At 63.6% G+C, this 26,219-nt stretch carries 25 protein-coding genes; 10 read left to right on the forward strand and 15 right to left on the reverse strand.

The window, feature by feature from the left end; all coding sequences use genetic code 11:
* Nucleotide 1 precedes the first annotated feature (1 nt).
* A complete protein-coding gene (locus LZC95_30550; GenBank protein WXA90782.1) occupies nt 2-1,705 on the forward strand; it encodes a hypothetical protein in 1,704 nt (567 codons plus the stop codon).
* Here LZC95_30550 and LZC95_30555 read toward each other — a convergent pair.
* Nucleotides 1,702-2,109, reverse strand: a complete 408-nt coding sequence (locus LZC95_30555) for a hypothetical protein (GenBank protein WXA90783.1) — start codon at nt 2,107-2,109, stop codon at nt 1,702-1,704. The two genes, LZC95_30550 and LZC95_30555, sit on opposite strands and share 4 nt — an antisense overlap.
* Nucleotides 2,110-2,283: 174 nt before the next feature.
* On the opposite strand from LZC95_30555, the gene LZC95_30560 reads away from it, so the two are divergent.
* The 3 genes from LZC95_30560 (at nt 2,284) to LZC95_30570 (ending at nt 3,565) form a co-directional block, all read left to right on the forward strand.
* The gene (locus tag LZC95_30560; GenBank protein ID WXA90784.1) at nt 2,284-2,622 is read left to right on the forward strand and encodes a metalloregulator ArsR/SmtB family transcription factor; all 339 of its coding nucleotides are present in this window, start codon (nt 2,284-2,286) and stop codon (nt 2,620-2,622) included.
* The gene (locus tag LZC95_30565; GenBank protein WXA90785.1) at nt 2,619-2,894 is read left to right on the forward strand and encodes a hypothetical protein; all 276 of its coding nucleotides are present in this window, start codon (nt 2,619-2,621) and stop codon (nt 2,892-2,894) included. Before LZC95_30560 ends, LZC95_30565 begins: the two co-directional genes overlap by 4 nt.
* 65 nt (nt 2,895-2,959) lie before the next feature.
* A complete protein-coding gene (locus LZC95_30570; protein ID WXB00239.1) occupies nt 2,960-3,565 on the forward strand; it encodes an ATP-dependent Clp protease proteolytic subunit in 606 nt (201 codons plus the stop codon).
* Here LZC95_30570 and LZC95_30575 read toward each other — a convergent pair.
* The gene (locus LZC95_30575) at nt 3,562-4,629 is read right to left on the reverse strand and encodes a nitronate monooxygenase (GenBank protein WXA90786.1); all 1,068 of its coding nucleotides are present in this window, start codon (nt 4,627-4,629) and stop codon (nt 3,562-3,564) included. The two genes, LZC95_30570 and LZC95_30575, sit on opposite strands and share 4 nt — an antisense overlap.
* Nucleotides 4,630-4,700: 71 nt before the next feature.
* Here LZC95_30575 and LZC95_30580 point away from each other — a divergent pair, with 71 nt between their 5' ends.
* Together LZC95_30580 and LZC95_30585 are read left to right on the forward strand one after the other, a co-directional pair.
* Nucleotides 4,701-5,567: a LysR family transcriptional regulator gene (locus tag LZC95_30580; GenBank protein WXA90787.1), complete on the forward strand. Its 867-nt coding sequence runs from the start codon at nt 4,701-4,703 to the stop codon at nt 5,565-5,567.
* Between the two features lie 51 nt (nt 5,568-5,618).
* Nucleotides 5,619-6,341 carry a type 1 glutamine amidotransferase gene (locus tag LZC95_30585; GenBank protein ID WXA90788.1) on the forward strand — a complete coding sequence of 241 codons (723 nt, stop codon included), beginning with the start codon at nt 5,619-5,621 and terminating at the stop codon, nt 6,339-6,341.
* An 867-nt stretch (nt 6,342-7,208) separates the two neighbouring features.
* Here the strand turns inward: LZC95_30585 and LZC95_30590 are convergent.
* The 6 genes from LZC95_30590 to LZC95_30615 form a co-directional block, all read right to left on the reverse strand.
* Nucleotides 7,209-7,832: a nucleotide-binding protein gene (locus tag LZC95_30590; protein ID WXA90789.1), complete on the reverse strand. Its 624-nt coding sequence runs from the start codon at nt 7,830-7,832 to the stop codon at nt 7,209-7,211.
* Between the two features lie 4 nt (nt 7,833-7,836).
* Nucleotides 7,837-8,034 (reverse strand): hypothetical protein, encoded by a 198-nt coding sequence (locus LZC95_30595; protein ID WXA90790.1) that lies wholly within the window; start codon nt 8,032-8,034, stop codon nt 7,837-7,839.
* 29 nt (nt 8,035-8,063) lie between these two features.
* The gene (locus tag LZC95_30600) at nt 8,064-8,627 is read right to left on the reverse strand and encodes a nucleotide-binding protein (protein ID WXA90791.1); all 564 of its coding nucleotides are present in this window, start codon (nt 8,625-8,627) and stop codon (nt 8,064-8,066) included.
* 583 nt (nt 8,628-9,210) lie between these two features.
* Complete coding sequence (locus LZC95_30605) at nt 9,211-9,732, reverse strand: hypothetical protein (protein WXA90792.1); 522 nt, start codon at nt 9,730-9,732, stop codon at nt 9,211-9,213.
* A 128-nt stretch (nt 9,733-9,860) separates the two neighbouring features.
* Nucleotides 9,861-10,364, reverse strand: a complete 504-nt coding sequence (locus LZC95_30610) for a transposase (GenBank protein ID WXA90793.1) — start codon at nt 10,362-10,364, stop codon at nt 9,861-9,863.
* An 895-nt stretch (nt 10,365-11,259) separates the two neighbouring features.
* The gene (locus tag LZC95_30615) at nt 11,260-12,033 is read right to left on the reverse strand and encodes an AraC family transcriptional regulator (GenBank protein WXA90794.1); all 774 of its coding nucleotides are present in this window, start codon (nt 12,031-12,033) and stop codon (nt 11,260-11,262) included.
* A gap of 22 nt (nt 12,034-12,055) precedes the next feature.
* Between LZC95_30615 and LZC95_30620 the strand changes: the two genes are divergently transcribed.
* The 3 genes from LZC95_30620 to LZC95_30630 are packed head-to-tail and all read left to right on the forward strand — an operon-like array spanning nt 12,056 to nt 15,615.
* Nucleotides 12,056-13,300: a DHHA1 domain-containing protein gene (locus LZC95_30620; protein ID WXA90795.1), complete on the forward strand. Its 1,245-nt coding sequence runs from the start codon at nt 12,056-12,058 to the stop codon at nt 13,298-13,300.
* Nucleotides 13,301-13,311: 11 nt separating this feature from the next.
* Nucleotides 13,312-14,694, forward strand: coding sequence for an FAD-binding protein (locus LZC95_30625; GenBank protein ID WXA90796.1), 1,383 nt, complete (start codon nt 13,312-13,314; stop codon nt 14,692-14,694).
* 12 nt (nt 14,695-14,706) lie between these two features.
* On the forward strand, nt 14,707-15,615 hold the full coding sequence (locus LZC95_30630) for a LysR family transcriptional regulator (protein WXA90797.1): 909 nt from the start codon (nt 14,707-14,709) through the stop codon (nt 15,613-15,615).
* Between the two features lie 3 nt (nt 15,616-15,618).
* On the opposite strand, the gene LZC95_30635 is transcribed toward LZC95_30630, so the two are convergent.
* The 5 genes from LZC95_30635 to LZC95_30655 are packed head-to-tail and all read right to left on the reverse strand — an operon-like array spanning nt 15,619 to nt 20,187.
* On the reverse strand, nt 15,619-17,307 hold the full coding sequence (locus LZC95_30635) for a beta-lactamase family protein (protein WXA90798.1): 1,689 nt from the start codon (nt 17,305-17,307) through the stop codon (nt 15,619-15,621).
* A gap of 5 nt (nt 17,308-17,312) precedes the next feature.
* Nucleotides 17,313-18,545 carry a DUF1479 domain-containing protein gene (locus LZC95_30640; GenBank protein ID WXA90799.1) on the reverse strand — a complete coding sequence of 411 codons (1,233 nt, stop codon included), beginning with the start codon at nt 18,543-18,545 and terminating at the stop codon, nt 17,313-17,315.
* Nucleotides 18,542-19,150 (reverse strand): phytanoyl-CoA dioxygenase family protein, encoded by a 609-nt coding sequence (locus LZC95_30645; protein WXA90800.1) that lies wholly within the window; start codon nt 19,148-19,150, stop codon nt 18,542-18,544. The genes LZC95_30640 and LZC95_30645 overlap by 4 nt, the downstream gene beginning before the upstream one ends.
* A 9-nt stretch (nt 19,151-19,159) precedes the next feature.
* Nucleotides 19,160-19,582: a YvaD family protein gene (locus tag LZC95_30650; GenBank protein WXA90801.1), complete on the reverse strand. Its 423-nt coding sequence runs from the start codon at nt 19,580-19,582 to the stop codon at nt 19,160-19,162.
* A 35-nt stretch (nt 19,583-19,617) separates the two neighbouring features.
* Entirely contained in the window at nt 19,618-20,187 is a 570-nt protein-coding gene (locus tag LZC95_30655; GenBank protein ID WXA90802.1) for a hypothetical protein, read from the reverse strand.
* A gap of 36 nt (nt 20,188-20,223) precedes the next feature.
* On the opposite strand from LZC95_30655, the gene LZC95_30660 reads away from it, so the two are divergent.
* Nucleotides 20,224-22,317 (forward strand): M20/M25/M40 family metallo-hydrolase, encoded by a 2,094-nt coding sequence (locus LZC95_30660; GenBank protein ID WXA90803.1) that lies wholly within the window; start codon nt 20,224-20,226, stop codon nt 22,315-22,317.
* A gap of 172 nt (nt 22,318-22,489) precedes the next feature.
* On the opposite strand, the gene LZC95_30665 is transcribed toward LZC95_30660, so the two are convergent.
* Both LZC95_30665 and LZC95_30670 read right to left on the reverse strand, forming a co-directional pair.
* Nucleotides 22,490-22,720: a hypothetical protein gene (locus LZC95_30665; GenBank protein WXA90804.1), complete on the reverse strand. Its 231-nt coding sequence runs from the start codon at nt 22,718-22,720 to the stop codon at nt 22,490-22,492.
* A gap of 251 nt (nt 22,721-22,971) precedes the next feature.
* A complete protein-coding gene (locus tag LZC95_30670) occupies nt 22,972-26,115 on the reverse strand; it encodes a TonB-dependent receptor (protein WXA90805.1) in 3,144 nt (1,047 codons plus the stop codon).
* Nucleotides 26,116-26,219: the final 104 nt, after the last annotated feature.

Below are 26,219 nucleotides of genomic sequence, written 5' to 3' on the forward strand. Positions count from 1 at the left end.
CATGGGCCGTCGAATTGGATATGCCGTTCTCGCCATCGTTCTGAGTGCGTGTTCGTCCTCCCCGTCGTCGAACGACGATGGGCCGGACAAGGTGCCGAGCACGCAGGAAGAGAACGATCTCAATCGGGCGATCACCGGCACGGTCACGCGCTACGACTATGCCGTGGATCTCGCGACGGGCGCCGTGCGCGATCGGCTCACGGTGCGGGCGGATCCGCCGGGCGGTGACTGTTTTTCGGCTTCGTGCGAGGTCCCGGCGACGGATGCCGAATGGCAAGGCGCACCGGCGGCGAGCAGTTCGCAGTCGGATGGCGCGCTGCTCGTATGCGGGCGTTCGCGCGTGCTCCCGTGGCAAACGTTGCGCGTGAGCTCGCGCAGTGTGGTGCCCGAAGAGAAATTCCTCGGGCTCGATGTCGGCTTCTCGCGCAAGAAGGATCTCGCGGGCGGGACGTTCACGTATCTTTTGAGCTGGGTCGGCGGATGCAGCCATTTCGGGCCGTGTGACGCGGATCCGTCGCGGCTGGCGTCGTTCCATTTCGATGTCGAGCACGCGCCCGGCGACATGGTGCTCTGCCCCGGCAAGATCGTGCAGGGCGAGCAGCGAACGCGCTGCGAGCTTTCGCCGTGGAGCACGGGTTCGCTGGCACCGACGTATTCGGCCGTGGCGGTGGCGTCGGATCCACTTTGGAAGCGGACGCCTTGGATGAAGGCAGCGGGCGTCGACTTCGTCTTCTACGAGGTGCCCAATTTGCCGGGTGGCAACATCGCGCCGGTGCTCGACAAGGGCAGCGTGACGGGGTTCTTCGAGTGGATCACCGATCTGCTCGGGCCTTTCCCGTATGGGGACGAGCTTCGCGTGGCGGCGGCACCTACCGTGTGGAGCGGGTTCGAACACCCGGCGAACATCATTCTGTCGGAGAAGCTGCCCACGCGGACGGGCCCCTTCACGAACACGGTGATGCACGTGCTGATGCACGAGATCGTGCACCAATGGGCAGGCGATCGCGCGACGTTGGCCGCCGTGGGCGATTTCGTATGGAAGGAGTCCACCGCGGAGTATCTGGCCTATGTCTTCGAAGACGAACACCGCGATGCCGCCGAAGGGCCCGCGACCCGCGCGTATTGGGACCGCATTTCGCTGAACGCGAAGTTCCATCCGCGCCCGCTGGAGAATCCGACGCCGCCGGTGCAAACCTTCTACGGTGACGTGTACGGCCCCGGGCCCATGGTCCTTTACCTGCAGCTCGAGGCCCTCGTTGGCCGGGCTGCCGTGGTGCGGGGGATTCAATTCTTCCTCGCGCGTCCGGCGGCACGTTCCGTGGAGGATCTACGCCGAGCCCTCGAGCGCGCGGCGCACGTGGACCTCGGGAAGTACTTCGATGCGTGGGTCTTCGGCAGCGGAAAGCCCGAGTGGCCGGTGTTCACGGTCGCGACGTCGCAATCAGGGAGCGATGTCACCGTGACGGTGACGCAAACAGCGGCGAAGGTTCACCCCTGCGTGGTGGAGGTGGAAGTCGCCTCGGCCAGCGGCAAGGTCCTGGTGCCCGTGACCTTCGGCCTGGATGCGTCATCGAACACGGCCACCGCCCATGCGACCTTGCAGGGCGAAGTCACCGGCACCGTCGTCGACCCGAACCACCGCGTGATCGACGCCAAGCCGGCATCGTTCACGAACGAAGGTACCGAGGAGGTTCTGATTTTCTAGATGGCCCGGGTCGACCGGGGCATGGAGAGCTCGCGGCGGAGATCGTCGAGCGTGCGGCGAAGCTGCGTGCGCTCCGAGCCCGCCGCGCCGATGAAGTCGAGCGCCGGGTCGATGTCGGCAGCGGAAAACAAGCGCAGTTGGGAGTTGAACCAGCTGGCCGCAACGGCGGCGACGCGCGCCTCCTTGGTACAGGCCAGAACGGCTTTGCGCGGCGGGTATTCGCCTTCGGCCACGCGAAGTCGCAGCCGCTGGGACGCGCTCGGGGATGCCGAGGCGTAGACGAGCACGCGCTTCGCCCGCGTCTCGGGAGACTCGTAAAGCTGCAGGTAGCGGTCCCACTCCGCATCGTTGGGTGTTCGAATCGTCACCACCACGAGGAATCGGTCGAGTTCACGGATCGCCATCGACCGACTGCAAATCTCCCCCATCGTCACTCCTTGATGGACGCCATCGAAAGCCCCCATTGTCGTCCGAATAACAACGGATGAAAATCGGCATTTTCCGAATTGTATTGTGAAGCAGCACCTCACAATCAAATGTGCCTTGACGGACATATGCCTTGCGAGACATGTTAAGCCATGCTGTCGACCTTCGAGATCATCGCCGAGCCGAGTCGCCGGCGCATTCTGGACCTTCTGCGTGCGGACGACCGGGCCGTGGGGGAGCTGGTATCCGAAATTGGGCTGGCGCAACCGGCCGTGTCGAAGCACCTGCGCATCCTGAGGGAGGCGGGGCTGGTCACGGCGGAGGTGGATGCGCAGCGGCGCCTGTACCGGCTGCGTGCCGAGCCGCTTCGGGAGCTCGATGATTGGGTCGCACCGTACCGGCCACACTGGGAAAAGCACCTCGATGCCCTCGAGCGCCACCTTGCATCGATGCCCGATGAGGGCATGTCGACGCGGAGGAGCCGCCGATGAAGCGCTACGAACGACGCCTTCCCCACAAGCCGGAAAAGGTGTGGCGCGCCCTCACCGAGCCGCGCGAGCTCGCGCAGTGGTTCCCGGACGGCGAGCGAAAAATCACCGTGTGGGATCCGCCGCGCGTTCTCGCCCTCACCTTGGGGGACGAGAACCTGCGCTGGGAGCTCTCCCCCACCCCCGAGGGTTGCGTGCTGGTGCTCACCACGGAAGTGGTCTCACAGGACGCGCCGGCAAACGACAACGTCACTTCTTTCAAATGCGCAGCATGAGGCCAACGATGAAACGTCCCGAAACACGGGCACAAGCCATGGATATTCTGGAGCGGGCTCCCACGATGGGGATCATGGTGCCCACGGTCGTGGAAACCACGCACAAGGGCGAGCGTCACTGGGGGATTTTCGACCGGCTCTTGAAAGACCGCATCGTCTTTCTGGGCAACGAGATCGACGACATGGTGGCCAACATCGTCATCGCGCAGTTTCTCTTCCTGGAGAGCGAAGATCCCGACAAGGAGATCATGCTCTACATCAATTCGCCCGGCGGCGTGGTGTACAGCGGGCTGGCCATCCACGATACGATGCAGCACGTCCGCGCGCCGGTCTCCACCATGTGCGTGGGCATGGCGGCATCCGCGGCGGCCATGCTCCTTGCCGCCGGCCACAAAGGCCACCGCTCGGCGCTGCCCAACTCGCGCATCATGATCCATCAGCCGCACGGCGGCGCCCGCGGCCAAGCCTCGGACATCGAGATTCAGGCCCGCGAAGTACGGCATCTCAAAGACGCGACGACGCGCATCTTCGCCAAGGCCACCGGCAAGTCGCCCGAGCAGCTCACCATCGACATGGACCGCGACAATTACATGAGCGCGGCCTCCGCCAAGGAGTACGGTCTGATCGACGTCATCCTCGAGCCGCGCGAGAAGAAGCCGCTCGCAGCTTAAAGGTCGCTTCGCCACTCCTCGACGAGCCGCTCCACCAATGCGGCCGCGGGCAACTCGCGACTCAGGGGAGCTCCCTGACCTGCCCATTGGGCTGCGAACTCGTGGTTGCCATGTTTGGCGGCGGCCGCATGCAGGCGCTTGGCGGCGTCGTAGGCGACGGGATACGCGGGCGGAGGCGGGCCGCCCGCCGCGTCGCCATAGGTGAAGAGGCGATTGACCATGCCACGCGCAGCCCGTCCCGATACCGCGGCGGTGAGTCGGGTCACGGCGGCGCGTTCGCTTTTGAGGTTCTCGCGGAAGCTTGCGTTCGCCGACGACTCCGGGCACAGGATGAAGGCCGTCCCGAGCTGCGCCGCCGCCGCGCCGAGATCCAGCGCGGCCTTGATGCCCTGCCCGTCCATGATGCCGCCGGCGGCGATGATCGGAAGCTTCGTCCATCGTGCCAAGAGTCGAACGAGCACCCACGTGGGCAGGCGCTCATCGACGGCGTTCAGGTCGAACACGCCTCGGTGGCCGCCGGCCTCGATGCCTTGGGCCACGATGGCGTCGACCCCAGCCTGCTCGATGATCGTCGCCTCGCGCACGTTGGTGGCGGTGGCCGCGGTGTAGATGCCCGCCTTGCGCAGCGCCTCGATGCGGGCGACGGGGGGCAGCCCGAAGTGAAAGCTCACGACCGCCGGGCGCTGCTCGAGTAGGAGCTCGAACATCTCGTCGTCCTCGAGAAACGTCTTGTAAACCTCGTCGAGCGCGGTGGGCGTCTCCGCGCCGAACTCCGCAAAAAGCGGCCCGAGATACCGCAGCCAAGCCGCTTCGCTTGCTGCATCACGCCGGGCCGGCGCATGGCAGAAGACATTCACGTTGAACGGCTGGCTCGTGAGCGCGCGGGTCTCCTCGATCGCCTTCCGAGCTTGCGCGGCGGTGCTCGCCCCCATGCCGAGCGATCCCAGGGCGCCGGCATTCGAGACCGCGGCCGCCAACTGCGGCGTGGACACGCCGGCCATGGGCGCTTGAACGATGGGGTATCGGATGCCGAGCCGTGCCACGAAATGGGTGAACGAGCGCATGACGTCTCCTGTTTTCGACGATTCTCTGTTCGTGAACGAAAATATAGTAACGTTCCTCGATAGAGAACACCGTGGATTCCGAGTCTCTGAAGATTTTTCGCGTCGTCGCGGCCGAGTTGAGCGTCACGCAAGCTGCGGCTCGGCTGGGACGGGCCCCTTCCAACGTGACCACCCGCATCCAGCAGCTGGAGGCCGAGGTGGGGGTGGAGCTGTTCGTGCGCACCGGCAAACGCATGAGCATGTCGACCGCCGGAGAACGTTTCTTGGGCTATGCGCAGCGATGGTTGGCGCTCGAGGAAGAGGCCCGGCACGTCGTGACCGGTGGCGTCGACGGTGGCGTGCTGCGCATGGGCTCGATGGAGAGCACGGCGGCCAGCCGCCTGCCGGCCCTTCTGGCCGCGTACCACGTTGGCCACCCGAGGACGCGGCTCGATGTCAAAACCGGCACATCGCGCTCGCTGCTCGAGCAGGTGCACGGCGGACGCTTGGACTGCGCCTTCGTCGCCTTGCCTCCTGCCTTCGATGCGGCGGGCCTGCACGACATGGGGCTATCCGCCAAGACGATGTGGCGGGAGGAACTGCTGCTCTTGCTGCCGGCGAGCGAGTCGGCCGCGCATCGCGTGGCGGACGTACGCACCCGTTCCCTGGCCGCGTTCACCCAGGGATGTACGTACCGCACCATCGCGGAAGATCGACTCGCCGTCGGCGACAGCACGGAGTGGAAGGTCCAAGAGATGGGCTCCTACCACGCCATGATCGCCTGCGTGGCCGCGGGCGCCTGCGTCACCATCTTGCCGCGAAGCGTGCTCGATTTGGCCAAAGTGCCGCCCGGACTCACGACGCTGCCCGCAGGACACGCGAATACGTGCCTGGTGTGGCGGACCGAGTATGACGTCCCCGCCTTTCGGAATCTGCTGAGGCTCCTGAAGAAGAAATGATGCGGTTTGCGTGTTAGGAGCCTAGCTGAGGGCAAAGGAGGAGATATTTCGATGCGTATTCACTTCGTCATCCACGAGTCTTTCGAGGCACCCGGCGCATTCGAAACTTGGGTGCGCGACCGCGGTTACACGCCGACGTATTCGAAGGTCTATACGTACGAGCCACTGCCGCAATCCGTGGACGGCATCGACCTTCTGGTGGTGCTCGGCGGACCGCAGTCGGCCTCGACGACCAAGGAGGAGTGTCCTCATTTCGATGCAGCCGCCGAACGCTCGCTGATCTCGAAATGCATCGGCGCGAAAAAAGCCGTCCTTGGCGTGTGCCTCGGTTCCCAACTTCTGGGCGAGGCGCTCGGCGCCAAACACGAGCGCAGCCCGCACAAGGAGATCGGCTCGTTTCCCATCACCCTCACCGCCGAAGGCCGAGCCAACGCCAAGTTCGCCCACTTTCCCGACTCCCTCACCGTCGCCCACTGGCACGGCGATATGCCAGGCCTGACGAAGGACGCGAAGGTCATTGCCTCCAGCGAGGGTTGCCCTCGACAAATCATCGAGTACGGCAACTTGGTATATGGCTTCCAGTGCCACATGGAGTTCACCAAAGACGTCATCGAGTCGAGCATCGCGCATTCCGAGCGCGAGCTCACGGAGTCGTCCGGCCTTCGCTTCGTTCAGCGCCCCGATGTCCTTCGTGCCAATGATTATCGAACGATGAACGAGCAGCTTTTCGTCTTTCTCGACAATCTGGTAGCGGCGTACGAATCGCAGGAATAGGGTGGCCGAGCATCGGGGTCACGTCGACTATGGTACGGCGCGGAAAGGTTGCAGTGCGCGTCCGCATGTGGGTTCTCACCGCGCGCTCGTGTCGTCAGTCCCGTGTATGAGCAAAAATGGGCGAGAGGATAGCGCTCCGCAAAGGCCGCTTCGTGGTCCGCCCGGTCCACCAGAGATCGTACCCCATTCTAACGATGACCGTGTGAAAGACTTCGTCTCCAACGGTGACGTATTCGATGGCATTCAGCCAGCGACGGAATGGTCATCCGAAATGAGCCATCGATGGTGCGAGCATAGGAACGCACGCCATTGCGAGGCTCCAAAGGAGATCGAAGACCGGATGAATTCGCAATGCCCTCCGTCAGCATCGCGAGCTGGGCTCGGCGGGAACCTTCGACAGAAAGTCCTTCAGCGACCCAGGAACGGGCTGAGGCTTCTGCGTTCTCTAAGGGCGCGGCATTATCCCTTAGATAACATTCAAACGACGGCGGTTCTTCTATTCCGCCAGGCAAACGCGAGCTGCGATGAGGCTCGAGGAGGCGGCAAGACAAACGGTATGAATGCAATTTGCGTCGCGCTCTCAATGAGAGCGCGGCATCATCGCGAACGCCACGCGCCCTCACTATCTCCGAACGCACCAAAGTCACCGGACAGCCGCCCAGGCCCTAGTCGATCCCCGAACGCATACCGTCCAAGCGTACGCGCGGGTCCTGAAGCTACAATTTGGCGAGGGAGCTCAAAATCGTGTTTCCTTCGGTGGACTTGAACAAGGCCCTACAGAAAACTGCCGACTAAATCTTGAGCCAGCATTTGCGCACCGCAGTGTCCGGCCTCGAGAGAATCAGAACACCGGGCTCGGATCGAACTTCACGCCGGCGTGTCGCAGCTCGCGCGCGAGCTCGATCTTCCATGAAGTATTCGCTCCGAACCGAATATAGACGACGGCGTCAAAATCTGAGGGCTTCTCGAGATCCCCCGAGACGAGCGCGCAGACCTTTCCGGGCCGAGATTACCTATGAAGAAGCCAAGCTCGAAGATCATCTGCCTCGCCCGCGCTTTCTGAGCCTCGCCTGCCATGCCCCCCCGATCGTCCGGTGTCATGACCACGACCGCGAAGCGAATACCGGCCGACTCTTCCTGGAATTTGGTAATGAGAGTTCGACCACCGTTCGGCCTTTCGTGCAAGATCACCGCCTCAATCCCAATTTGCTCGAGAAACCGCGCGACCTCGTATTTCACGGCGTCATTGCGGCCGTGAACGATGAAGACTTTGTCGCCGAGCAATTTGGACGATGCCGGCGCTATATAAGGCGGAACCGACGCCCCCTTGTCGGGGCCCTTGTTCAACACGGCCAAGAGATCCACATTCTTGACTGCCCAGTGCGTGCGGTTCATTTCCCAATTGCCAAGGTCGAGCTCCCACGCCAGAGACTCAATCGTCTCGGGTGCAATGTCCGGGACGTCGGCGTCGAAGGGCCATGTGATGCGCACTTCGTCATTTCGTCGAACGATGAGCCGGCACGCCGACTTGACTCTCGTAGGCGAAGAGCGTCGGCAGCCTGGTGAGCTCCGCGATATCGTCTTCGTCAAGGGCCTGAAAACGCTCCTGCAGTGGCCCCGCCGTATGCGAGAGAAAGCGAATGATGGGCAGTATGTAGGTCGGCCGATCCCAGGTCCCCGGCTCAGATGTCACCAGCAAATTGTACATTTCTTGTCAGCTCCTCAGAACACACGACTCGGATCAAATTTAACGTTTGCGTGGCGCAGTTCGCGCACGAGCTCCGTCTTCCATGCGGTATTCGCGCCGTACCTAACGTAGACAACGGCATCAAAGTCCGATGGCTTCTCGAGATCCCCCGATACGAGGGCGCAGACCTTGGCCGCACCAAGCCTGCCGATGAAAAAGCCCAGCTCGAAGATGACATTTTGCCGTGCCCGCGCCTTCTGGGCATCGCCTGACAAACCGCCCCGATCGTCGGGCGTCATGAGCACCACCGCGAATGAAACTCCGGTCGACTCCTCTTCAAACTTGGTAATAAGCGTTCGGCCACCGTTCGGCCTTTCGTGCAAGATCACCGCCTCAATGCCAATTTGCTCGAGATAGCGTGCGACCTCATTCTTTACAGCATCATCACGCCCGTGAACGATGAACACTTTGTCGCGACGCGATGGGACGACCTTGGGCGTGGTGAACGCCCGATCTCTTGGCCCCAGCTTTTTCGGTGGAAGCGGCGGCAGTCCATAAGACGGGACGGAAGTGTCGTCGTCGGGCAGAGAATTCAGCACTGCGAGGAGGTCTACATTCTTGACCGCCTAGTGCGTGCGCCCCATTTCCCAATCACCAATGTCGAGCTGCAACCTTAGAGTCCCCATTTCCTCAGGTGTAATCGGCGCGAATTGGGGATCGAATCGCCAGGTAAGGGTGAGCTGATCTTCTAGCCGAATCGTCGTTATCCATCCGACGCGAGCCGGCGCGTCCACTTGGCCCTCGTAGGCGAAGAGCGTGGGTAGCATTTTCAGCTCAGCGATGTCCTCCTCATCGAGGGCTCTAAGCCCCCGCCTCAGCCGTCACCAGCAAATTGTACATTCCTCGTATCCCCCCCACTCACGTCTTTGGCGTCGAACCATGACTATCCGCGATCGGACGCTTCCCCAGACCTTCAAGTCAAGTTGGCAACGCACATGGTTTCGCGAAAGGTAAGACGTGGTCTAGCCATTCGCCTGCGGCGCCTGAGCTTCGAATGTTGTGTTCCGTCAACGCGTCACTCCCCGTGCCGGCGCCCGCAACCGGCTGTGCAGGTCCCGCCGGCCCGCCCCTCGCATCGCACCACATGCACGCAGTTTCGCAAGGTGCCATGGTCGATCCCGTTCATACTGCCGACGCACAGCGAAACTGATTTCCGTCGTCGCGAAAAGGGGGTTGCATCAAGTACCTTGAGACCAAGGCCGAGTTCGACCAATACCTGAAGGCCAACCTCGAAAAACTCGTCGTTATTGACTTCACGGCGTCGTGGTGCGGCCCATGCCAATCCATTGAGACGCCCATTGAATTGATCAACACGGGCCCCCGATATCTCGTGGATCTTCGAGCCGTTCTTAAAAGAAGATTGTCCGGCTTGATATCGCGATGCACGATACGTTTCGCATGGGCACGTGCCAATAGCTCGAGCAGATCCGATGTGAGCAGCCCGACGCCCAAGAGCGGGAGATGCTCGTTCATTCGCTGCAAACGGCTGCGCAGTGTTTCGCCTTCAAGGAGAGGCATGATGTTGGCGTATACCTCACGGCTAAAGAGCGTTCGCACGGAAGGCCCATCGACATAGCGTTCGAGCAGATATTGGATCGCAACGCGATGGCCATTGCGATCGGGCCCTTCGTACACGGCGGCCATGCCGCCCACACCGATGAGTCGTGCGATTCGATAATTCCGTTGGGCGACAGTCCCAAACGCGCGTTCCGTCGCTATTGAGTCATAGTTGGCCAAACGACGGCGCGGCCGGCGCGGAAGCTTCGCTTGCCTCAGGCTAACGGGTAGACAATTGAGGCAGGGCCCTCATCGACGCCGAGCAAGCGGTGGCGACGCCAACCTTCTCGAGTGAGCCACGTTCGCGCGGGTTGGACCGGGGGTGTGAGTCCGGTGAGTCCGTCGAGATCGCGCAGCGCGTGCTCGAAAAGGTCGTCTTTGCGCCAGCCCTCGAACCATGCAGCAGATGATCGAGCATCGAGCCAAGCGATAGACGCCCCATGCTTTCTATGGTTCATGAGCACGTAAAGAAGCGCGTTGCGAACTTCTCGCGGTCGCGTGAGCTCGTGCGCGTGATACCGCTCTTTCCAGACGGGGCCGCAACGCGCTAGGCCACGATTGATGGCGCGAGCCAGTCGAATCGAGAGTCCGCGCATTCCGCCAGACAGGCTCGCCTTGTCGTCGGCCTCGACGATAAAATGGATATGGTCGTGCTGGACCGAGAAATGCAGCACGCGAAATACTGCATTGAATGCCTTTTCGATACCTTCAATCAGCAAAGGGAATACACGCCCCGTTCGCAGGCCGCGCACATCTTCTCGGGCTCGCAATGTCGCGTGAACGGGGTGCGCGGCCTTGTGAATAGGGCGTGCGCGATGAGGAACGCCGGACTTCGGATTGCGCTTCCTGCCCGCCCCCTTCCGGCGTCCGCCCCACGTGCGAGGGGTCGGCAGCTCGAGCTGGACTGGCTCGCGTACGTGCTTCATTTGAATAATGATATATTGCTACAGCGCAAAATCAAGCCGTTTCGATGAATCGAAGTCGGTATTCGGAGACGGTTCCTACGTTCGGTCCGTGAGAACGGTAGCGCGATCACAAACGTATCCGCCAACATCGGTAACATCCGAGCTGGCGCGAGGAGGTGTGGCCTCGCCCTGGGAGGAGACGTCTAACTTTTCCCCGGACATTGCGAAATCTTGAAAAGGGCAAACAAAGTTCGTGAGCGTCGACGGACGACGAACACGGTCCGCACTGGATAGATGGGTAATAGGTTCCATCCGCGAGCGGTGGCTGGGTTACAAAATTCATCGCTTCGTATATGGCTAAAGAAGAGAGCATCACGGAGCTTTGTCGCAGGTACTCGACAAGGCGAAAGACGTCGTGCGAGTGGATCAACCGGTCCCTAGGCCATTGCGAGCTTGAAGACCGTTCACGTCGACCGCACTCAAGCCCTGGCCGTAGGATGCGATCGTACGAGCTCGCGAAACGGCCGTCGGTCCCTTCGCATCAGCACGCTCTCACGGTTCTCGCCGGACATGCGTGCCGAAAGCGGTGCTTGTGGGCGCGCTTCCACCGCACATGTTGGAGAAGGATTACCCGTGCGGTTCGCACGGCATCGCGCCAAAGCAGCTGGTGATCTTCGACGCCGGCCTGCTCGCGCTCATCCGAGGCTCGTTACCCCCGTATCAGCACCGACGGGGACATGCCGAACATGCGGCGGAAGGTGCGGGTCATGTGGGCGGCATCGGCGAAGCCTGCGGCGTGGGCGGCTTGGGCGAGGGGCATGCCGCTGACGATGGCGGCGGCGGCGCGTTGCAACTTTAGCCAGGCGAGGTACGGGCGCAGGGGCACCCCGATCGAATCGGAGAACGCGTGCATCAAGCGGCCCGGGGAAAGGGATACGGCTTCGGCGAGGCCCTCGAGGGAGGTGTCCGACTCGGGGGGCATCGTGCGGAGAAGTTTGAGCAACTTGCGCACGCGCGGATGCATGGGGCGCGGCGCCTCGCGTGCGGGGGCGCCGCCGAGTACGTTCGCGGCGCGCTCGGTCCAGGCCACGCCACCCGATTGCATGATGGACATGGGGTCCGCATCGCCCACCAGCTGATCGCGCTCCTCGGGAGAGACGACGCGCACGGGGCCCGAGAGCACCGCACGGAGCGCCGAGCCCACGTCGCTCTCGGGCTCGAGAAAGACGAGGAGGACCTCCACGCCCTCGGCGTCGAGGGCGTGCGGCACGTCGGGCGCGGTGAGCACGCCGGCGGCACGGATGGGTGCGCTGCCTTTGGCCGTGATGGCGAGCGATCCCTCCAACGCCAGCACGATGTGCATCGCATGGTGCATGTGCGTCGCGCTGCGGGCGCCGAAACCGCGGGTGGCCAGAAGCGGCGGCCACGTCGGCAGCTCCGCATCGCCGTCGCCCGAGACCGTGGGTACCGAGGCAAGCTTCATCGATGCTAGATTCTCGCCCGCCATGGGTGACGTTGCCACCAAGAAACTCTATTGGAACGATCCGTTCGCCACCTCGTTCGAGGCCGAGGCCTCGCTTGGACGATGGCAGGGTCGTCCATCCATCGTGCTCGATCGGACGCTCTTCTACCCCGAGGGCGGCGGTCAAAATCCGGACGCGGGAACGCTCGTACTCGAAGAAAACGAGGCCTCGATCCCCATCGTCGACGTGCAGATCGACGATGCCGGCACCATCCACCATTTGACCGAGCCGGGCCACGAAGCGACCCTCGCCGGCCTCGCGACCGTGCGGCGGGCGCACGGTGAGATCGATGCCGATCGGCGGCGCGACAACATGGCGCAGCACAGCGCGCAGCACATGCTGTCGCGCGCCCTGCTCGACGTCGCGAAGGCCGCCACCGTTTCGGCGCGGCTCGGGGCGACGCTGTGCACGATCGACGTGGACGTGGCCAATGTCAAAGATGCCGATTTGCATCGGGTCGAAGACTTGGTCAACGCGGCGATCCGCGCCGATGTAACGGTGCGCCAGCTTTTTCCCACGGAGGCGGAGCTTGCCACGTTGCCGCTGCGGCGCGCGCCCAAGGTCTCGAGCGGCATCCGCTTGATCGACATCGAGGGGTTCGACCTCACGCCGTGCGGCGGAACGCACGTCACGCGCACCGGCCAGATTGGCGCCGCACGCATCGTGGGCACCGAACGGTACAAGGGGAAAATCCGCCTCACCTTCCACGCCGCCCAACGCGCGCTCGCGGACGTGCGCGCAAAAGAGGTGGCGCTTTCGGCGCTCGCCCGAGAGCTCACGTGCGGCCCCACCGACGTGGGCGCGGCGGTGGCCAAGCTGCGCGCGGAGTTGAAGGCGAAGAACGAGACGCTGACGGCGACCCGCGCGGAGCTCGTCACGTTCGTCGCGGAGCAAGCGCTCGCTGCCCACCCGTCCACGCCTGGCGCGCCCACGCTGATCGTGCTCGTTCGCGAGCGCGACGACGTCGGTATGCTGCGCGCCCTCTCGGGGAAGCTCACCGCACGCGGGGACGTCGTAGCCTTTTGCGCCGCGCTGGATGGCGGCGATCGGCTGGTCGTACTGCAGCGCGGCCAAGAGGCGGCGCTCGACTGCGGCGCATGGTTCAAAGAGGCCACCAAAGTGCACGGCGGACGCGGAGGCGGCAACAAGGAGCGCGCCGAGGGTCGCTTCCCCGGAGAAGCGGATTTCGCCGCGCTGGAGACGTCTTTGCGCGCGGCGTTGAGGTAACCTCGATGGGTATGACGCCTTCGCCCACGCGCCAAGTCCAGCCGAGCGAGCTCGCGAACCTTCTTCCGCAGGGAACCATCCTCACGGATCCCGACATCATCGAGAGCTACCGCTTCGATCAAGCGCGCTGGCAAACCGCGGGTTTGCCTCTTTGCGTGGCGCGTCCGGCCTCGGCAGACGAAGTGGAGACCATCGTGCGATGGGCCGCGCAGCACCGCGTGCCCATCGTTCCACGCGGTGCTGGCTCGGGGCTCTCCGGCGGCGCGGCGGCCATCGATGGCGGCATCGTGCTCTCGCTGGAGCGCATGAAGCGCATCGTGACCATCGATCGCGATGCGATGTACGCGGTGGTCGAGCCCGGCGTCATCAATGGCGACTTGAAGGCCGCCTGCAAAGAGTTCGGCCTCTGGTACCCGCCGGATCCGGCGAGCTTCACCTTCTCGACGATGGGCGGCAACGTGGCCACCAACGCGGGAGGCCTCTGTTGCGTGAAGTACGGCGTGACCGTCGACTACGTCATGGGGCTCGAGGTGGTGATGGCCGACGGCACGCGCCTTCGCACCGGCGGTCGCACCCGGAAAAATGTCGCGGGCTACGATCTGACGCGCCTCTTCGTGGGCTCGGAGGGCACCCTCGGCGTGGTCACCGAGATCACCGTGCGCCTGCGCCGCCTCGCGCCCGCGGGCACCACCATGGTCGCCACGTTCGACTCGCTGCGGGCGGCCGGTGAAGCAGTGGCGAACATCGTGAAGACGTGCGACCCGTCGCTGCTCGAGATCATGGACGGCGCCTCCATCCGCGCCGTCGAGGCGCACCAGCCGATGGACCTGGACACCACTGCGGCCGCCATGCTGTTCACGCGCTCGGAAACGCGTGCAGGCCATGGGGACGAGCCCGATCGGCTGCGACAAGCCTGCGAGGCAGCCCGCGCCACGAGCATCTACGCAACCGAGGACGAGTGGGAGGGCGAAATGTTCCTCCAGGCGAGGCGGCTCGCCTTCCCTGCCCTGGAAAAACTGGGCTCCGTGTTGGTCGACGACGTGGCCGTGCCCATCCCGCGCCTGACCGAGATGATCGGCCGCGTGGAGGACATCGCCAAGCGCACGGAGACGCACGTGGTGACGGTGGGCCATGCCGGAGATGGGAACCTGCACCCGCTGGTCATCTACGACGGCCGCGATGCCGACAGCGAACGGCGCGCCATCGCCGCGTTCGAGGCCATCATGGACGAAGCGATCTCCATCGGCGGGACCATCACCGGCGAGCACGGCGTGGGGACCTTGAAGAAGCCGTTCTTGCATCGGCAGCTGGGCGAGGCCTCGATTGCGCTGCATGGCCGGCTGAAGGCCGCATTCGATCCGCTCGGGATCATGAACCCTGGCAAGGTGTTCTAAGAACGCATCGCGATGGCCCGCATGGACGTCAATCGCTCCGGCGAGATGGAAGTCTTCGTGCGGGTCGTGGAGCTCGGCGGATTCTCCGCGGCAGCCCGCGCATTTCGCATGACGCCGTCGGCGGTGAGCAAGCTGGTCGCACGCCTCGAGAAGCGCCTCGGCGCGCGCCTGGTGAACCGCTCGACGCGAAAGCTCCAGCTCACCGCGGAAGGCACCGCGTTCTTCGAGCACGGGGTCCGCATCTTGGCGGACATGGACACGGCCGAGCGCGAGGCGAGCGTGGGCAGCGCCCCGCGCGGGCGTCTGCGGGTCAACGTGAACGTGCCCTTTGGGCTGCACCGTCTGCTCCCGGCGCTTCCCGGTTTTCTGGCGAAGCACCCGGAGATCCAGGTCGACGTCGCCCTCACCGATGCGGTGGTGGACCTCTTCGAGCAGCGCGCGGACGTGGCCATTCGCACGGGCTCACTGCGTGAGTCGCGCCTCGTCGCGCGCAAGCTCGGCGAAAGCCGCATGCTCGTCGTCGCCTCCCCCGCCTACCTGAAAGCGCACGGCTCGCCGCGCACGCCGGCCGATCTGGCGAAGCACAATCGATTGGCCTTTTGCTTCACGCGTTCCGTGCCAGGTTGGCCCTTCCGCGATGGCGCCGGCGGCCTCACCATCGTTCCCCCCGTCGGCAATGTGCTGGTCAGCGATGGCGAGGCGATGCGCCAGCTCGCCCTCGCAGGTGCAGGCCTGGCGCGCCTTTCGTCCTTCCACATTGGCCCCGACATCGAGGCAGGGCGCCTCGTCCCCGTGTTGGAAGCGCACGACCCCGGCGACACCGAGCCGGTGCACGCGGTATTCGTGCGCCAGGGCGGCCACCTCCCGGCCCGCGTGCGCGTCTTTTTGGATTACGTCGTGGAGAACGTCAAATTGACGTAATCGTCATTCGCGCGACTTCCATTTGAATCGAATATTGCGCGAGCGCTCGTCCCAGAGACGCAAGCCAATGACTTTGCCGGCGCGATCGCGCTCGAAGAAAAAGCCGGTGGCACCTGCGTGGAAGCCATCGGGCCGAACCGGGGTCAGTCGGATGGTGGGCCTGCGGCCCCAGGGGCCGAAATACAGATTGTCGCCGATGATTTGAACCGAGGCATCGTGGCGCATTTCGTCGCTGGTGTAGCGGCCGGCGTAGATCTCGAGCTCCTTGGCGTTCGGTGTGAAACGCGCGGCGGTGCGCTCGTACGTCGTGGGCTCCTCGCCATCGACGAAGCGCTGCACGCGCGCGGGCTTTCCCGAGGCGTCGCCGACGAACTCGTAGCGCGCGATGCCTCCCTTTGCGCGAAACATGCGCGGCCCGAGGGGCACCAAGGTCTGCGCATTGCCGCCGGACCAACCGCGGCGAAAGACCAGCGCACCATTTTCCACGGAGAACCTGCGCGCATCGAGCGACACGGGGTCGACATACTCGCCCGTAAACGGCTCGAGCGGCGGCGCGCTCGCGGTCGTACCTTCGGGCTCGTCCGAGCGGAACCTCGGATCGATGGCCGCGAACACCCCCTCGGCCAGCTCGCTGGCCGGCACATTGTCGCCGTTGCAGAGAACGGCCACCGACCACCGCTCCGACGGAAGCCGCTCGAGGTGCGCCTTGTAACCGACCCAGCCTCCCGAGTGCGACTCGTGCGCAATGCCTCGAACGGAGTCGAACTGCAGCCCCATGCCGTAACTCGTGGGCCGCCCATTGGTCAGCTTGCCCGAGGTGCGCAGTGCCTCGAGCAGCTTTGGCCCGCCGAGCTTCGGCTCGTAGAAGTTCGCATCCCACCGGGCCAAATCCTCGACGGTGGTCATGACCGCACCATCGCCCGTCTGGGAAAAGCCACTCCACACCACGCCGTATTTGTCCGCTTCGAGCGGCGTGTACCCCAGCGCCCGATTCGGCACGAGCGCCGCTGGATCGTCGTGGAAATGCGTATGCGTCATGCCGAGGGGATCGAAAATGCGCCGCTTGCTGAACGCCGCCAGCGTCTCCCCCGAGACCCGCTTCACGATGAGCGAGGCCAGGAAATACCCGGAATTGGAATATGCCCACGCCGTGCCCGGCGCAAAGTTCAGCGCCCGCTGGTGAATGATGGCCCAGAGCGCATCATAATCCGTGGTCACGTCCTGAATGTCGAAGCCTTCCAACAGCAGCAGGTCCGGATAGTCGCGCAAGCCGCTCGTATGCTGCAGCAGATGCCGCACGGTAATGGGCGCCGTGTATTCCGGGAGCTCCGGAAGGAATTTGCGAATGCCGTCGTCGAGCGAGAGCTTTCCATCTTGCACCAGAAGGACGATGGCCGTCGCGGTGAATTGCTTCGACACCGACGCGATGTCGAACACCGTATTGGGCCGAATGGGCACGCCGTGCTCGAGGTCGGCCATGCCATAGCCGCGCGAAAACACGACTTGCCCCGCACGGTAAATGCCCACCGCACAGCCGGGCGTCGCCGGCGTGAACCGTGCAAAAACGGAATCGACCTTCGCCGCGAGAGGATCCACCTTCTTGCCGGCCACGCGCGGCGGTGCCGTCCGCGCTGCACATCCCAGCGAGGCGCCAATCACGAGCCAAGACAAGAGAAGGTGACGGATACCCATGGTCTTCAAAGTCCCATTTGCGAACGTCCTAGATCCGTCAAGTCTTGTATCGTTGCTCGCCCCACGAAGTCGACTTCGTAATCCTCGGCGGCGAAATCTGGCGCCGATTGCCCCGAGAGAAACGCATCCTTTTGCCGCTGCAGATAGGCACGATTTTTTGCACAATCGGGCGCGGAACCAATGTAAATGACGCTCGCGTACTCGTTTCCGCTGTGCTCATTGCCCACCGCGTGCGCCACATCCGTGTGCCAAAACACGGCGTCGCCGGGCTCCACCTCCGGAATGGAGACCAGTCCCGCGATGAGATCCGGATGCCAGGCGGCGCTCACCCCGAGGGCACGGCAGGGCTGCGCACCGCATAGATCGCCCTCGGCGACATCGTTCTGCAGCGCGCGCAAAAGGACATAGGCCATACCCTTGGCCATGGGGATCAATTGCAAGGTTCCATCGCGCGGCCCTTGCCGCGTCAATGCAGTCCATCCTTGGTAGGTACGAAATACGCTGCAAACGGCCGGCGATGGGATCTCCCGCGTTTTCAAGCGGTGTGTGGCATCGAATGGGTCGTATGCGTCCACATCACCGGAAAAGACGCTGCCATAGACTTGCTGAAAACCCGGGTCGATCCAGCGCTCGACCGAACCGCCATCGATGTGCGGCGAAAGCCCCAGGCTCTTGTCCCCCGGCTCGCGGCGGCGCACGCGATCGGCATAGGTGCATTGGCGCGTGGCGTCGAACACGCCGTCGTGCCGCCAGATGCGGTCGAGAAAGGCGCGGGTCCGTGTGAGGCGTTCGTCCTGCCGGGCCTGCACCTGGGGTTTGGACCAATAGATGCCAAAGATTTGCGGCCTGCCCGATTGCAGCGTCGCGAAATAGCGATCGAGCCCGCGCTTTTGCTTTTCCCGCTCCTCGTACCGGTTCGTGTCGAGGTAGGTGCCCAGCTCGGCGAACCAACCCGCCGCACGCTCGCGCGGAAAGACGCCGCGCACGATGGCGCAGCCTCTGCGGCGGACGGCCGCCTCGAACGTAGCGGGAATGCCTTCGTTCTCGATGCTTCGATAGTCGACCTCGGGAATCACCGGGCGGCCGGCGGCGGCATCGGCATGAATGGCATCGACCTCACGCCGGACGTGCGCGCGCGCCCGTTCGAAAGCGTCACGAAGTGCGCCGGATCGATCGGCCAAGCTCCGCTTGAAGGCGGCAATGTCGGGCGTGACATCCGGAACGTCGGCTTCGCTCATCGCGTGACCTCCTGGGCGAGTAGGACCATTTGCGCGGCGCGGCGCCTTTGCGGACTTCGGTTTTGCGTGCCCGAATGCAAAAGGTGGCCATTGAAGACGAGCACGGACCCGGCTTTTCCCGTGACGATGCATTCCTGCGGGTGATGCGCCAGCGGCTGCGCGAGCGACTTCGGCAATGGCCGCGTCCAAAGATGGCTCCCGGGCACGACCCGGGTGGCACCATTGTCCTGCGTGAAGTCGTCGAACATCCCGATCACCGTCACCACGACGTAGGCGCTGCCCGGCGAACGCGTGGGCCAATCCGTGTGCAATCCCTGCTGACCATATCCCGGAAGTGGATTGCGCCCATGCAATTGACTCACGCGAAATGGGCGCCCAAGAATATGCCGCGCAGCGGCATGCACGATAGGCAGCGCCGCAAAGCGCTGCCATGCATCGGCTCCCGGCGTCGTTTCCGAAATAGGCGCATGCTCCGTCCCGCCCTGGGTCACCGCCCGCTCGAAGGCGCACGAAAGCCGAGCCAGCTCGTCCTCATCGATGGCATCCGGCACGACGAGGTAGCCTCGTTCGTCGAGCTCCGTTTTTTGGTCGGGCGATACCTCCATCGCTCGAATCTAGCGCGCGGCGAGCACCGGTGTCTCCGAGCGAACGAACATCGCCAAGAACGGCAGGGGGTACAAAAGCAAATAGAGATTGGGCAGCCACCAGCCCATATCGACGTCACATCGGGCCGCCCAAAAGGAAATCGCCTGCAGGCCCGAGCACGACGTCAAGACGAGGGAAAGCGCCGCGAGCCGCACCGCCACCTGGGGCCGCTTCTTTGCCAGCGCCAAAGATCCCAGCCCCGTGGCCGAGACGAAAAGGTCGAGGGGAAGAAACGACCAATTCCACGCCACGGCCAAGGACTGATCGTAATCTTTGAAGAGCCATGAAGGCGGCAACGCGTGCAAGGCCGTGATGGCCCAATACACGATGAAACCAATGTCCGTGACCAAGAAAAAGGGGCGAACGCGCCGGAGGAAGGTGGAAGGCATCATCGCCCATGATGCCTTATTTCCCAGCGGCCTTCACGTCATGGTGTGATTCGAGCGAGGCAATCCTCGAGCTTGTCGCAAGGGCCGGCGACGCATTCGGCGCCATCGCCACGGCCGTTGGCATCGAGGCCGCGCAGCAAATTGCATGTGTCTTCGATGGCGATGTAGCCGCCTTCGTCGATCTCGCCTTTGCTCTTGCAGCTCTTGTCCTTGTCCATGCAGTCTTTCCAGTACTTCGGACTCGTGCTGCCGTCGCAGTGGAGGGCGCTCTCCTTCATGCAGCCGTCGTAATCATCGATGTTGCAGGAGGAAGGAGAGGAAATCTTCTTCACGCACTCCGTCATGAAGGTGACGTAGCAACTCGCGACGTTCGTGTGGTCCACCGTGCAGTTGCCCGTACTGTCTTGGTATCGATGGCACCTCGACACTGCGAGGGTGCAGAGCGCCTCACGCTCGGGGCCCGTGCTGCTCGCGTTGCCGCCACCACCGCCTCCACCGCCCCCGTCGACGCCGGGGTCGCCGCCCGATGACGAATCGGAGCCACTGCACGCAACCACGAAGCACGATGTGACGATGAAGAGGGAAACGGCCGCGAGATGACGCATCATGTCTGCCCGCGTATCATCGCCGCCACCCTCTCTGCAATGTACGCACACGCCCCGCGCTCCACCGAGCCACTCGAACATCGTCGCTTGAGGCTACCCGATACGGTCGGGATCTTGCTCTACATCGTGGTTGCCTTGCTCGCAATCCGCAGCGTCGTCGGCCGCAGTGCCGAGGATCTCGTTGCCGAGGCACCGGATTTCGACCTTGCACGCGCGGTAAACGATGTAGGTGCCATGGCGCAGCATCGGCACCCACTCGGTTCGCCGGAGCACGACAAGGTGCGCGAATACATCGAGGCGGAGCTGCGAGCCGCCGGCCTGGAGGTGCACACGCAGGAGGCCCTCTCGTGCACCATCATTGCTTTCGCGGAGAACTGCGGACGGGTCCGCAACGTGGTGGGGCGCATTCCCGGAACCGGCGGCGGCGATGTCGTGTTGTTTTCCGCGCACTACGATTCCGTGCCCACTTCGTACGGCGCGAGCGACGATGGAGCAGGATCGGCCGCCTTACTTGCCGTGGCCCGGCGCTTCGCAAAAGAGCCGCCCGCGCGCAACGATATCGTCGTTCTTTTCGCCGATGCCGAAGAGGACGGGCTGCTCGGTGCGGCGGCGTTCGTGCGCGAAAATCCGCTCGCCAAACGGGTGCGCGCCTTCGTCAACTTCGAGGCCCGTGGCACGCATGGGGCATCGGCCATGTACGCGAGCACGCCGGGCAGTGCGCCGCTTCTCCGCGCCTTTGCCGCCTCGGCGGTGCGCCCGGCGTCCGATTCGTTCGTCGCCCTGCTCGCGAACACCCTGCCCAATGGCGCAGACTCGATGGTGTACGAGCACGCGGGCCTCGCAGGCCTCTCGTTTGCCTTCGCAGACGGCTTGGAGAACTACCACACGGAGCGCGATTCGCTCGCGAACACGGCCCAAGGCAGCCTGGCGCACCACGCCGTGCAGGCGCTGGCGTTGGCGCACGCACTCCGCGATGCCGATCTCGCAAAGCCTTCGACGGAGGCCAATCCGGCGCACTTCGATGTGCTGGGCCGCTGGGCGATCGCCTACCCGGCGTGGCTCGCGCGCCTTCTGGCCCTCGGCGCCGTGGTCGCCGTGATCGTGACGATCGCGCGCCGGCCATCGGCCCTTCGCCTGCTGGCCTGGGCGCTCGCCCTCGTGGCCGCTGCGACGCTGGTCGCCATCGTTCTGGGCACGCTCGTCCGAACGGGCGCGAGCATCGAGACGAGCATCGCCCATGCTGCGTCGTCGGCGCTGGGCATCGTCGTGGCGGGCGGCAGCCTCCTGGTCGCACTGGTGGGACGCGACGCGGCGCGCCCGTGGGGTCGCGCATGGACGGAGGGCTTGGCGCTGCTCTTTGCTGCGCTCACCGCGTTCATCGGCGTGGTGGCACCGCAGGCGAGCTTCGCCTTCGCACTGCCCGCGCTCGCGATGGCGCTGCAATCGCGCCTTCGCGGGGACGAGCGGAGGCTCGCGTGGTGGGTCCTCGCCGCGGTGCCGCTCTACGTCTTCGGGCGGGTCGCGGCCCTCATCGCGGTTCTCATGGGTGGAATGGCCCCACCGCTGTCGCTCGTCTTCAGCGTCTTTGCCGTCGCGCCCATCGCCGCGAGGTTTCTCGCGAGGCCCATGGCATGGAGCCTGCTGGGCGCGGCCTTCGTCGGAGGCGTCGCCCTCGCAGCCATTCCGCTGCACGCGCGAGCGATTCCGCACGACCCGAACTTCGGTGTGCCATGGCCCGCCGCCCAAGCCACCACCGCGAAGCCGCCTCCCAGCGCCACTGTGGAATCGCGCACCGTGGTGGATGGTCGCACGCGCCTCGCCGTACGGCTCCAACCCACCCGGGGCGGCGCCCGCATCGAACTGCGCGCCTCGAGCGAGGGCCGCCTCGTTTCCGCGGGAGGCACCGCCCCCATGATCCTACCGCGCTTCTCCCTCGAAACAGACCGGCGCCTGCTCCGCCTCCTCTATCCCGCTTTGGCTCCCGACTCGTTGTACGTCAACATCCTCGCCCCCCACCCCAACGGCGAGCGCATCGAAATCGACGTCGCCCCCAATGCCAAATTGTTCATCACCGAGTGCACCGACCGCACCCACCCCGACACCTGCGCCACCGCTGCTCCCATTGCCCTTTGAATTCCCGAAGAGGAAGGAAACCGCCAGGACGCCAATGCCGCCAGGGGTTTCGAGGAAAACGGGCTTATTTTTTTGTTTTATCAAACAAAATAAACAAAGTATTCCGCAGTTTCCCCTGGCGATCCTGGCGTTACTGTATCTCTTGGCGGTTTCCTTCTTCTGATGGTACCGCCTAGAAGCTACCGCGAATGCCGAAACGGAACTGGCGCGGCTCCTGGTAGTAGTTGGCGTTGCCGAAGTTGGGATTGATGCTCTTTGGGTCGAAGGCCCCGCCCGTCGGCGTCTTGATGTTGCCCGGCACGTCGGCCTTCGAACCATTGACGATGGGCAGCACGTCGGCTGTCGTGTACTTCTGATCGACTGCCAGAGGGCCCTGCAGATTCAGCAGGTTGAAGACATCCATCGTTACCCCCAAGGTCATCCCGCTGTCGAACTTCCACTCGTAGCCGACCTCTGCGCCACCGCTGCTCCCATTGCCCTTTGAATTCCCGAAGAGGAAGGAAACCGCCAGGACGCCAGGGCCGCCAGGGGTTCCCAGGGAAACGGCTTATTTTTTGTTTTATCAAACAAAATAAACAAAGTATTCCGCCGTTTCCCCTGGCGATCCTGGCGTTACTGTATCTCTTGGCGGTTTCCTTCTTCTGATGGTACCGCCTAGAAGCTACCGCGAATGCCGAAACGGAACTGGCGCGGCTCCTGGTAGTAGTTGGCGTTGCCGAAGTTGGGATTGATGCTCTTTGGGTCGAAGGCCCCGCCCGTCGGCGTCTTGATGTTGCCCGGCACGTCGGCCTTCGAACCATTGACGATGGGCAGCACGTCGGCCGTCGTGTACTTCTGATCGACTGCCAGAGGGCCCTGCAGATTCAGCAGGTTGAAGACATCCATCGTTACCCCCAAGGTCATCCCGCTGTCGAACTTCCACTCGTAGCCGACCTGCGTATTCACCGTACCGTTCCACGGGAGCCGCTCGCCGCTGCCGCGCGGCAAGATGTAGATGAAGTCCTGCCCATAAAGATTGTGCGCGCCCAAATAATTCGTAGGCCCACCGGAGCGGGCGGCAACGGAGCCACCCAGGTGCAAAATCGATTGGCGCGTGATCTTCACGTCCTTGGCTGCGAACACCTTGATGTTGTGCCGGTGGTCGTTCGGCAAATCGCCTTGCTGGTTCGGCAGCAGCGAAATCAGGTCGAACGTCGAGTTCATGTTCGGGTCGAGCTGCCCGGTGGTCGGATCGTAGAGCCCCGCCTGGTTTCCGCGCAGCCATGACAGCGTGTAGCTCACTTGCGCGAGCCAGCCGTCGGCGAACGTCTTCATGAAGTACACGGTTCCCGCATCGTAATTGCGCGTCGCCTCGGGGAAGTTCTTCGCGATGCCCTTGCCGGGATTGCCGATGAAGAAGCTCGCGCTCTCGTTGTTGCTCATATCTTCGATGACGTTGTTCATCCAGCGTCGCGTGTACGAAACACCGATGCGGCCATTCTTGACGATCTCGTACTCGCCACCGCCGACGATCTCACTCGACGATTGCGGGCTCAAATCCGGATCGATGACCGCCTTGCCCGCGCCGAAGGGCAAGTATTTCCGATCGGGAACGCCGCTGGCATTGTAGCCGCCGGTCGCCGGAAAGCGCGTGCGCGCCGAGGCGGTTCGACAGACGCCCGCCGCCTGCCCCGCATCGCCCGGATTGCAGGAGGAACCCGGCACCACCATACGCAGCTCCTCCTCGCCCGTCTGCCGGTCCATCAGGTCGAGCGGAATGCTCTCGTAGAAACGCGCGTAATTGAAAAAGAGCTTCGATTGCCCTTTTTGCGTCGGATCGAAAATCAAACCGACGCGCGGCGAAATCTGATTCGGCAAGGCAATGAGCATTTTGCCGTCGGTACCGAACATGAGCTGATTGTCGTACCGAATGCCCGCGTTGAGCGTCACCTTATCCATGATCTGCCAGCTATCCTGGATGAAGCCGCCGATGTTCAGGCTGTGCGAACGCGATTGCAGCCGGTCGAGCAACAACGCCTCGTCGGGCTTGGTCAATTGACCATACACGTGCCCCGCGGTGTACGACTGCCCATCGGAATCTTCACGCCACTGGATCGTGCCGGAATAACCGCGGCTGTACCACGACGTGGAAAGCTCCACCTCGGCGCCTGCCTTGATGACGTGGTGCCCCAGGCCTTGCGCCAGCACGGTGAGGATGCTCTTGGCCGCATACGTATCGAGCACCAGCTGATCGATCTGCCCAGGGCCGCCGCCCAGGTACGTGAGCATGGGACAGGGCGAGACCGCACTGCCATTGCGCAAGGTCACCGAATTGCATCCGGGCGCGCGCTCGAAGTCGGTCAGGCCGTGCAACGACGGATCGCTCCGCCGATACTGCACTTGCGACAGATCGGCCAAACCGAATCCCGATCCGACGTTGAATCCATCCGCCCCGAGCTTTCCGCCCACCTCGTGGTGCCAGCCCACGGAGGTCTCCACGATTTTCGACTTGTTGTCGAACTCCGACGTCCACTTGAGCACCGTGTCGTAGGCGCCCGAGCGGTAACTGTGGGCCAATGCGGTGTACTGACCTGCAAGGTTCAACTCGGTGGTGGCATTCTCGATCAGACCCGATTGCGGATTGACGCCGTAATCGCCATTTCCACCCGCGAACGTCGGGGTGGCGGCAAACGTCAATGCGAATTTGTTGTTCTGATTGAGGCGGAAATCGAGTTTGGCGAAAATCTGGTACGAGGTCTGACTCGCCTGGTACCGCTGCGTGCTGCCGGGAACTTCCTCCGTCCCCAGCACGGCGCCGTCGTCCAGATTGAGGACGTTCCGATGAATCGTGCGATCCAGATTGTAAATCGCGCGCGAGACGCCGAATCCCACGTAATACCAGAGTCGGTCTTTGACGATGGGACCACTCTGGTCGAACCCCACGTCGTACACATTGGCGAGCGAACGGCGCGTTTGAACGGCGCTTCCCGAGAAATACGGGTACTTGCGCGACCCTTCGAGGGCGCCCGGCGTCCAATTCGCCCAAACGTTGCCATGGTAATCGTTGGAGCCCGATTTGGTGACGACGTTGAAGATACCGCCGGTGGATCGCCCGTATTCGGGCATGTACCCGCCCGAGAGAATGTTCACCTCTTTGACGAACTCGATGGAAAGGGGCGACCCATTCACACCGAATCGCGCGCTGCTCGTGCGCAGGCCGTCGATGACGTACGTATTCTCGGGCGACGTGCTGCCGCTGATCGAGGTGCCGAATTGGTCCGCGGCAGCCCCCGGCGTAGCCTCGGCCACCGATTCGAAGGTGCGCTGTGCACCACCTCGCGCGCCCGGATTCGTGATCGGGATGCGCGAGGTGAATTCATTGTTGATGCTCGTGCCCGTGGTGCTCGAGCCCACGTCGACCGTGGGCGCGTGCGCGACGATGACCACCTCTTCGGCCTTGAGGCCCTCGGGCAGAAGATCGGCATCGAGCCGAATGGTCGCATCGGCGCGGAGTTGAATCTGGTCCTTCTGGTAGGCCCGGTATCCTTCTTTGTCCAAGTGGAGCGTGTAGACGCCCGGCGGCAAGGACGGAATTCGATACGTGCCGGATTTGTCCGTCGTCACGACTTCTTCGCCTTGGAGCGCGGGAGATGTCACGGTAACAACGACGTCGGCCACGCCTTTTTTCGACGCGGCATCGACGACGCGGCCCGTGAGAACCGCCGCACCTTGCTGCGCGCGCGCGGGCGCGACATAGGCGATGGTGGCCGACAAGGCAGCAATGGAAGCAATGGAAGGAACAAAGGATCGAAGTCGCATGGTGCCCTCGTCGTTGAGGTTCGAACTCGGGCGCACCATAAGCGAGACTCAAGCTGATTGTTCGACATTTCGACATCGAAGCCGAACGGTGGATCGGTGCGAAC

Source organism: Sorangiineae bacterium MSr12523, assembly GCA_037157775.1.
Lineage (GTDB): Bacteria > Myxococcota_A > Polyangia > Polyangiales > Polyangiaceae > Pendulispora > Pendulispora brunnea.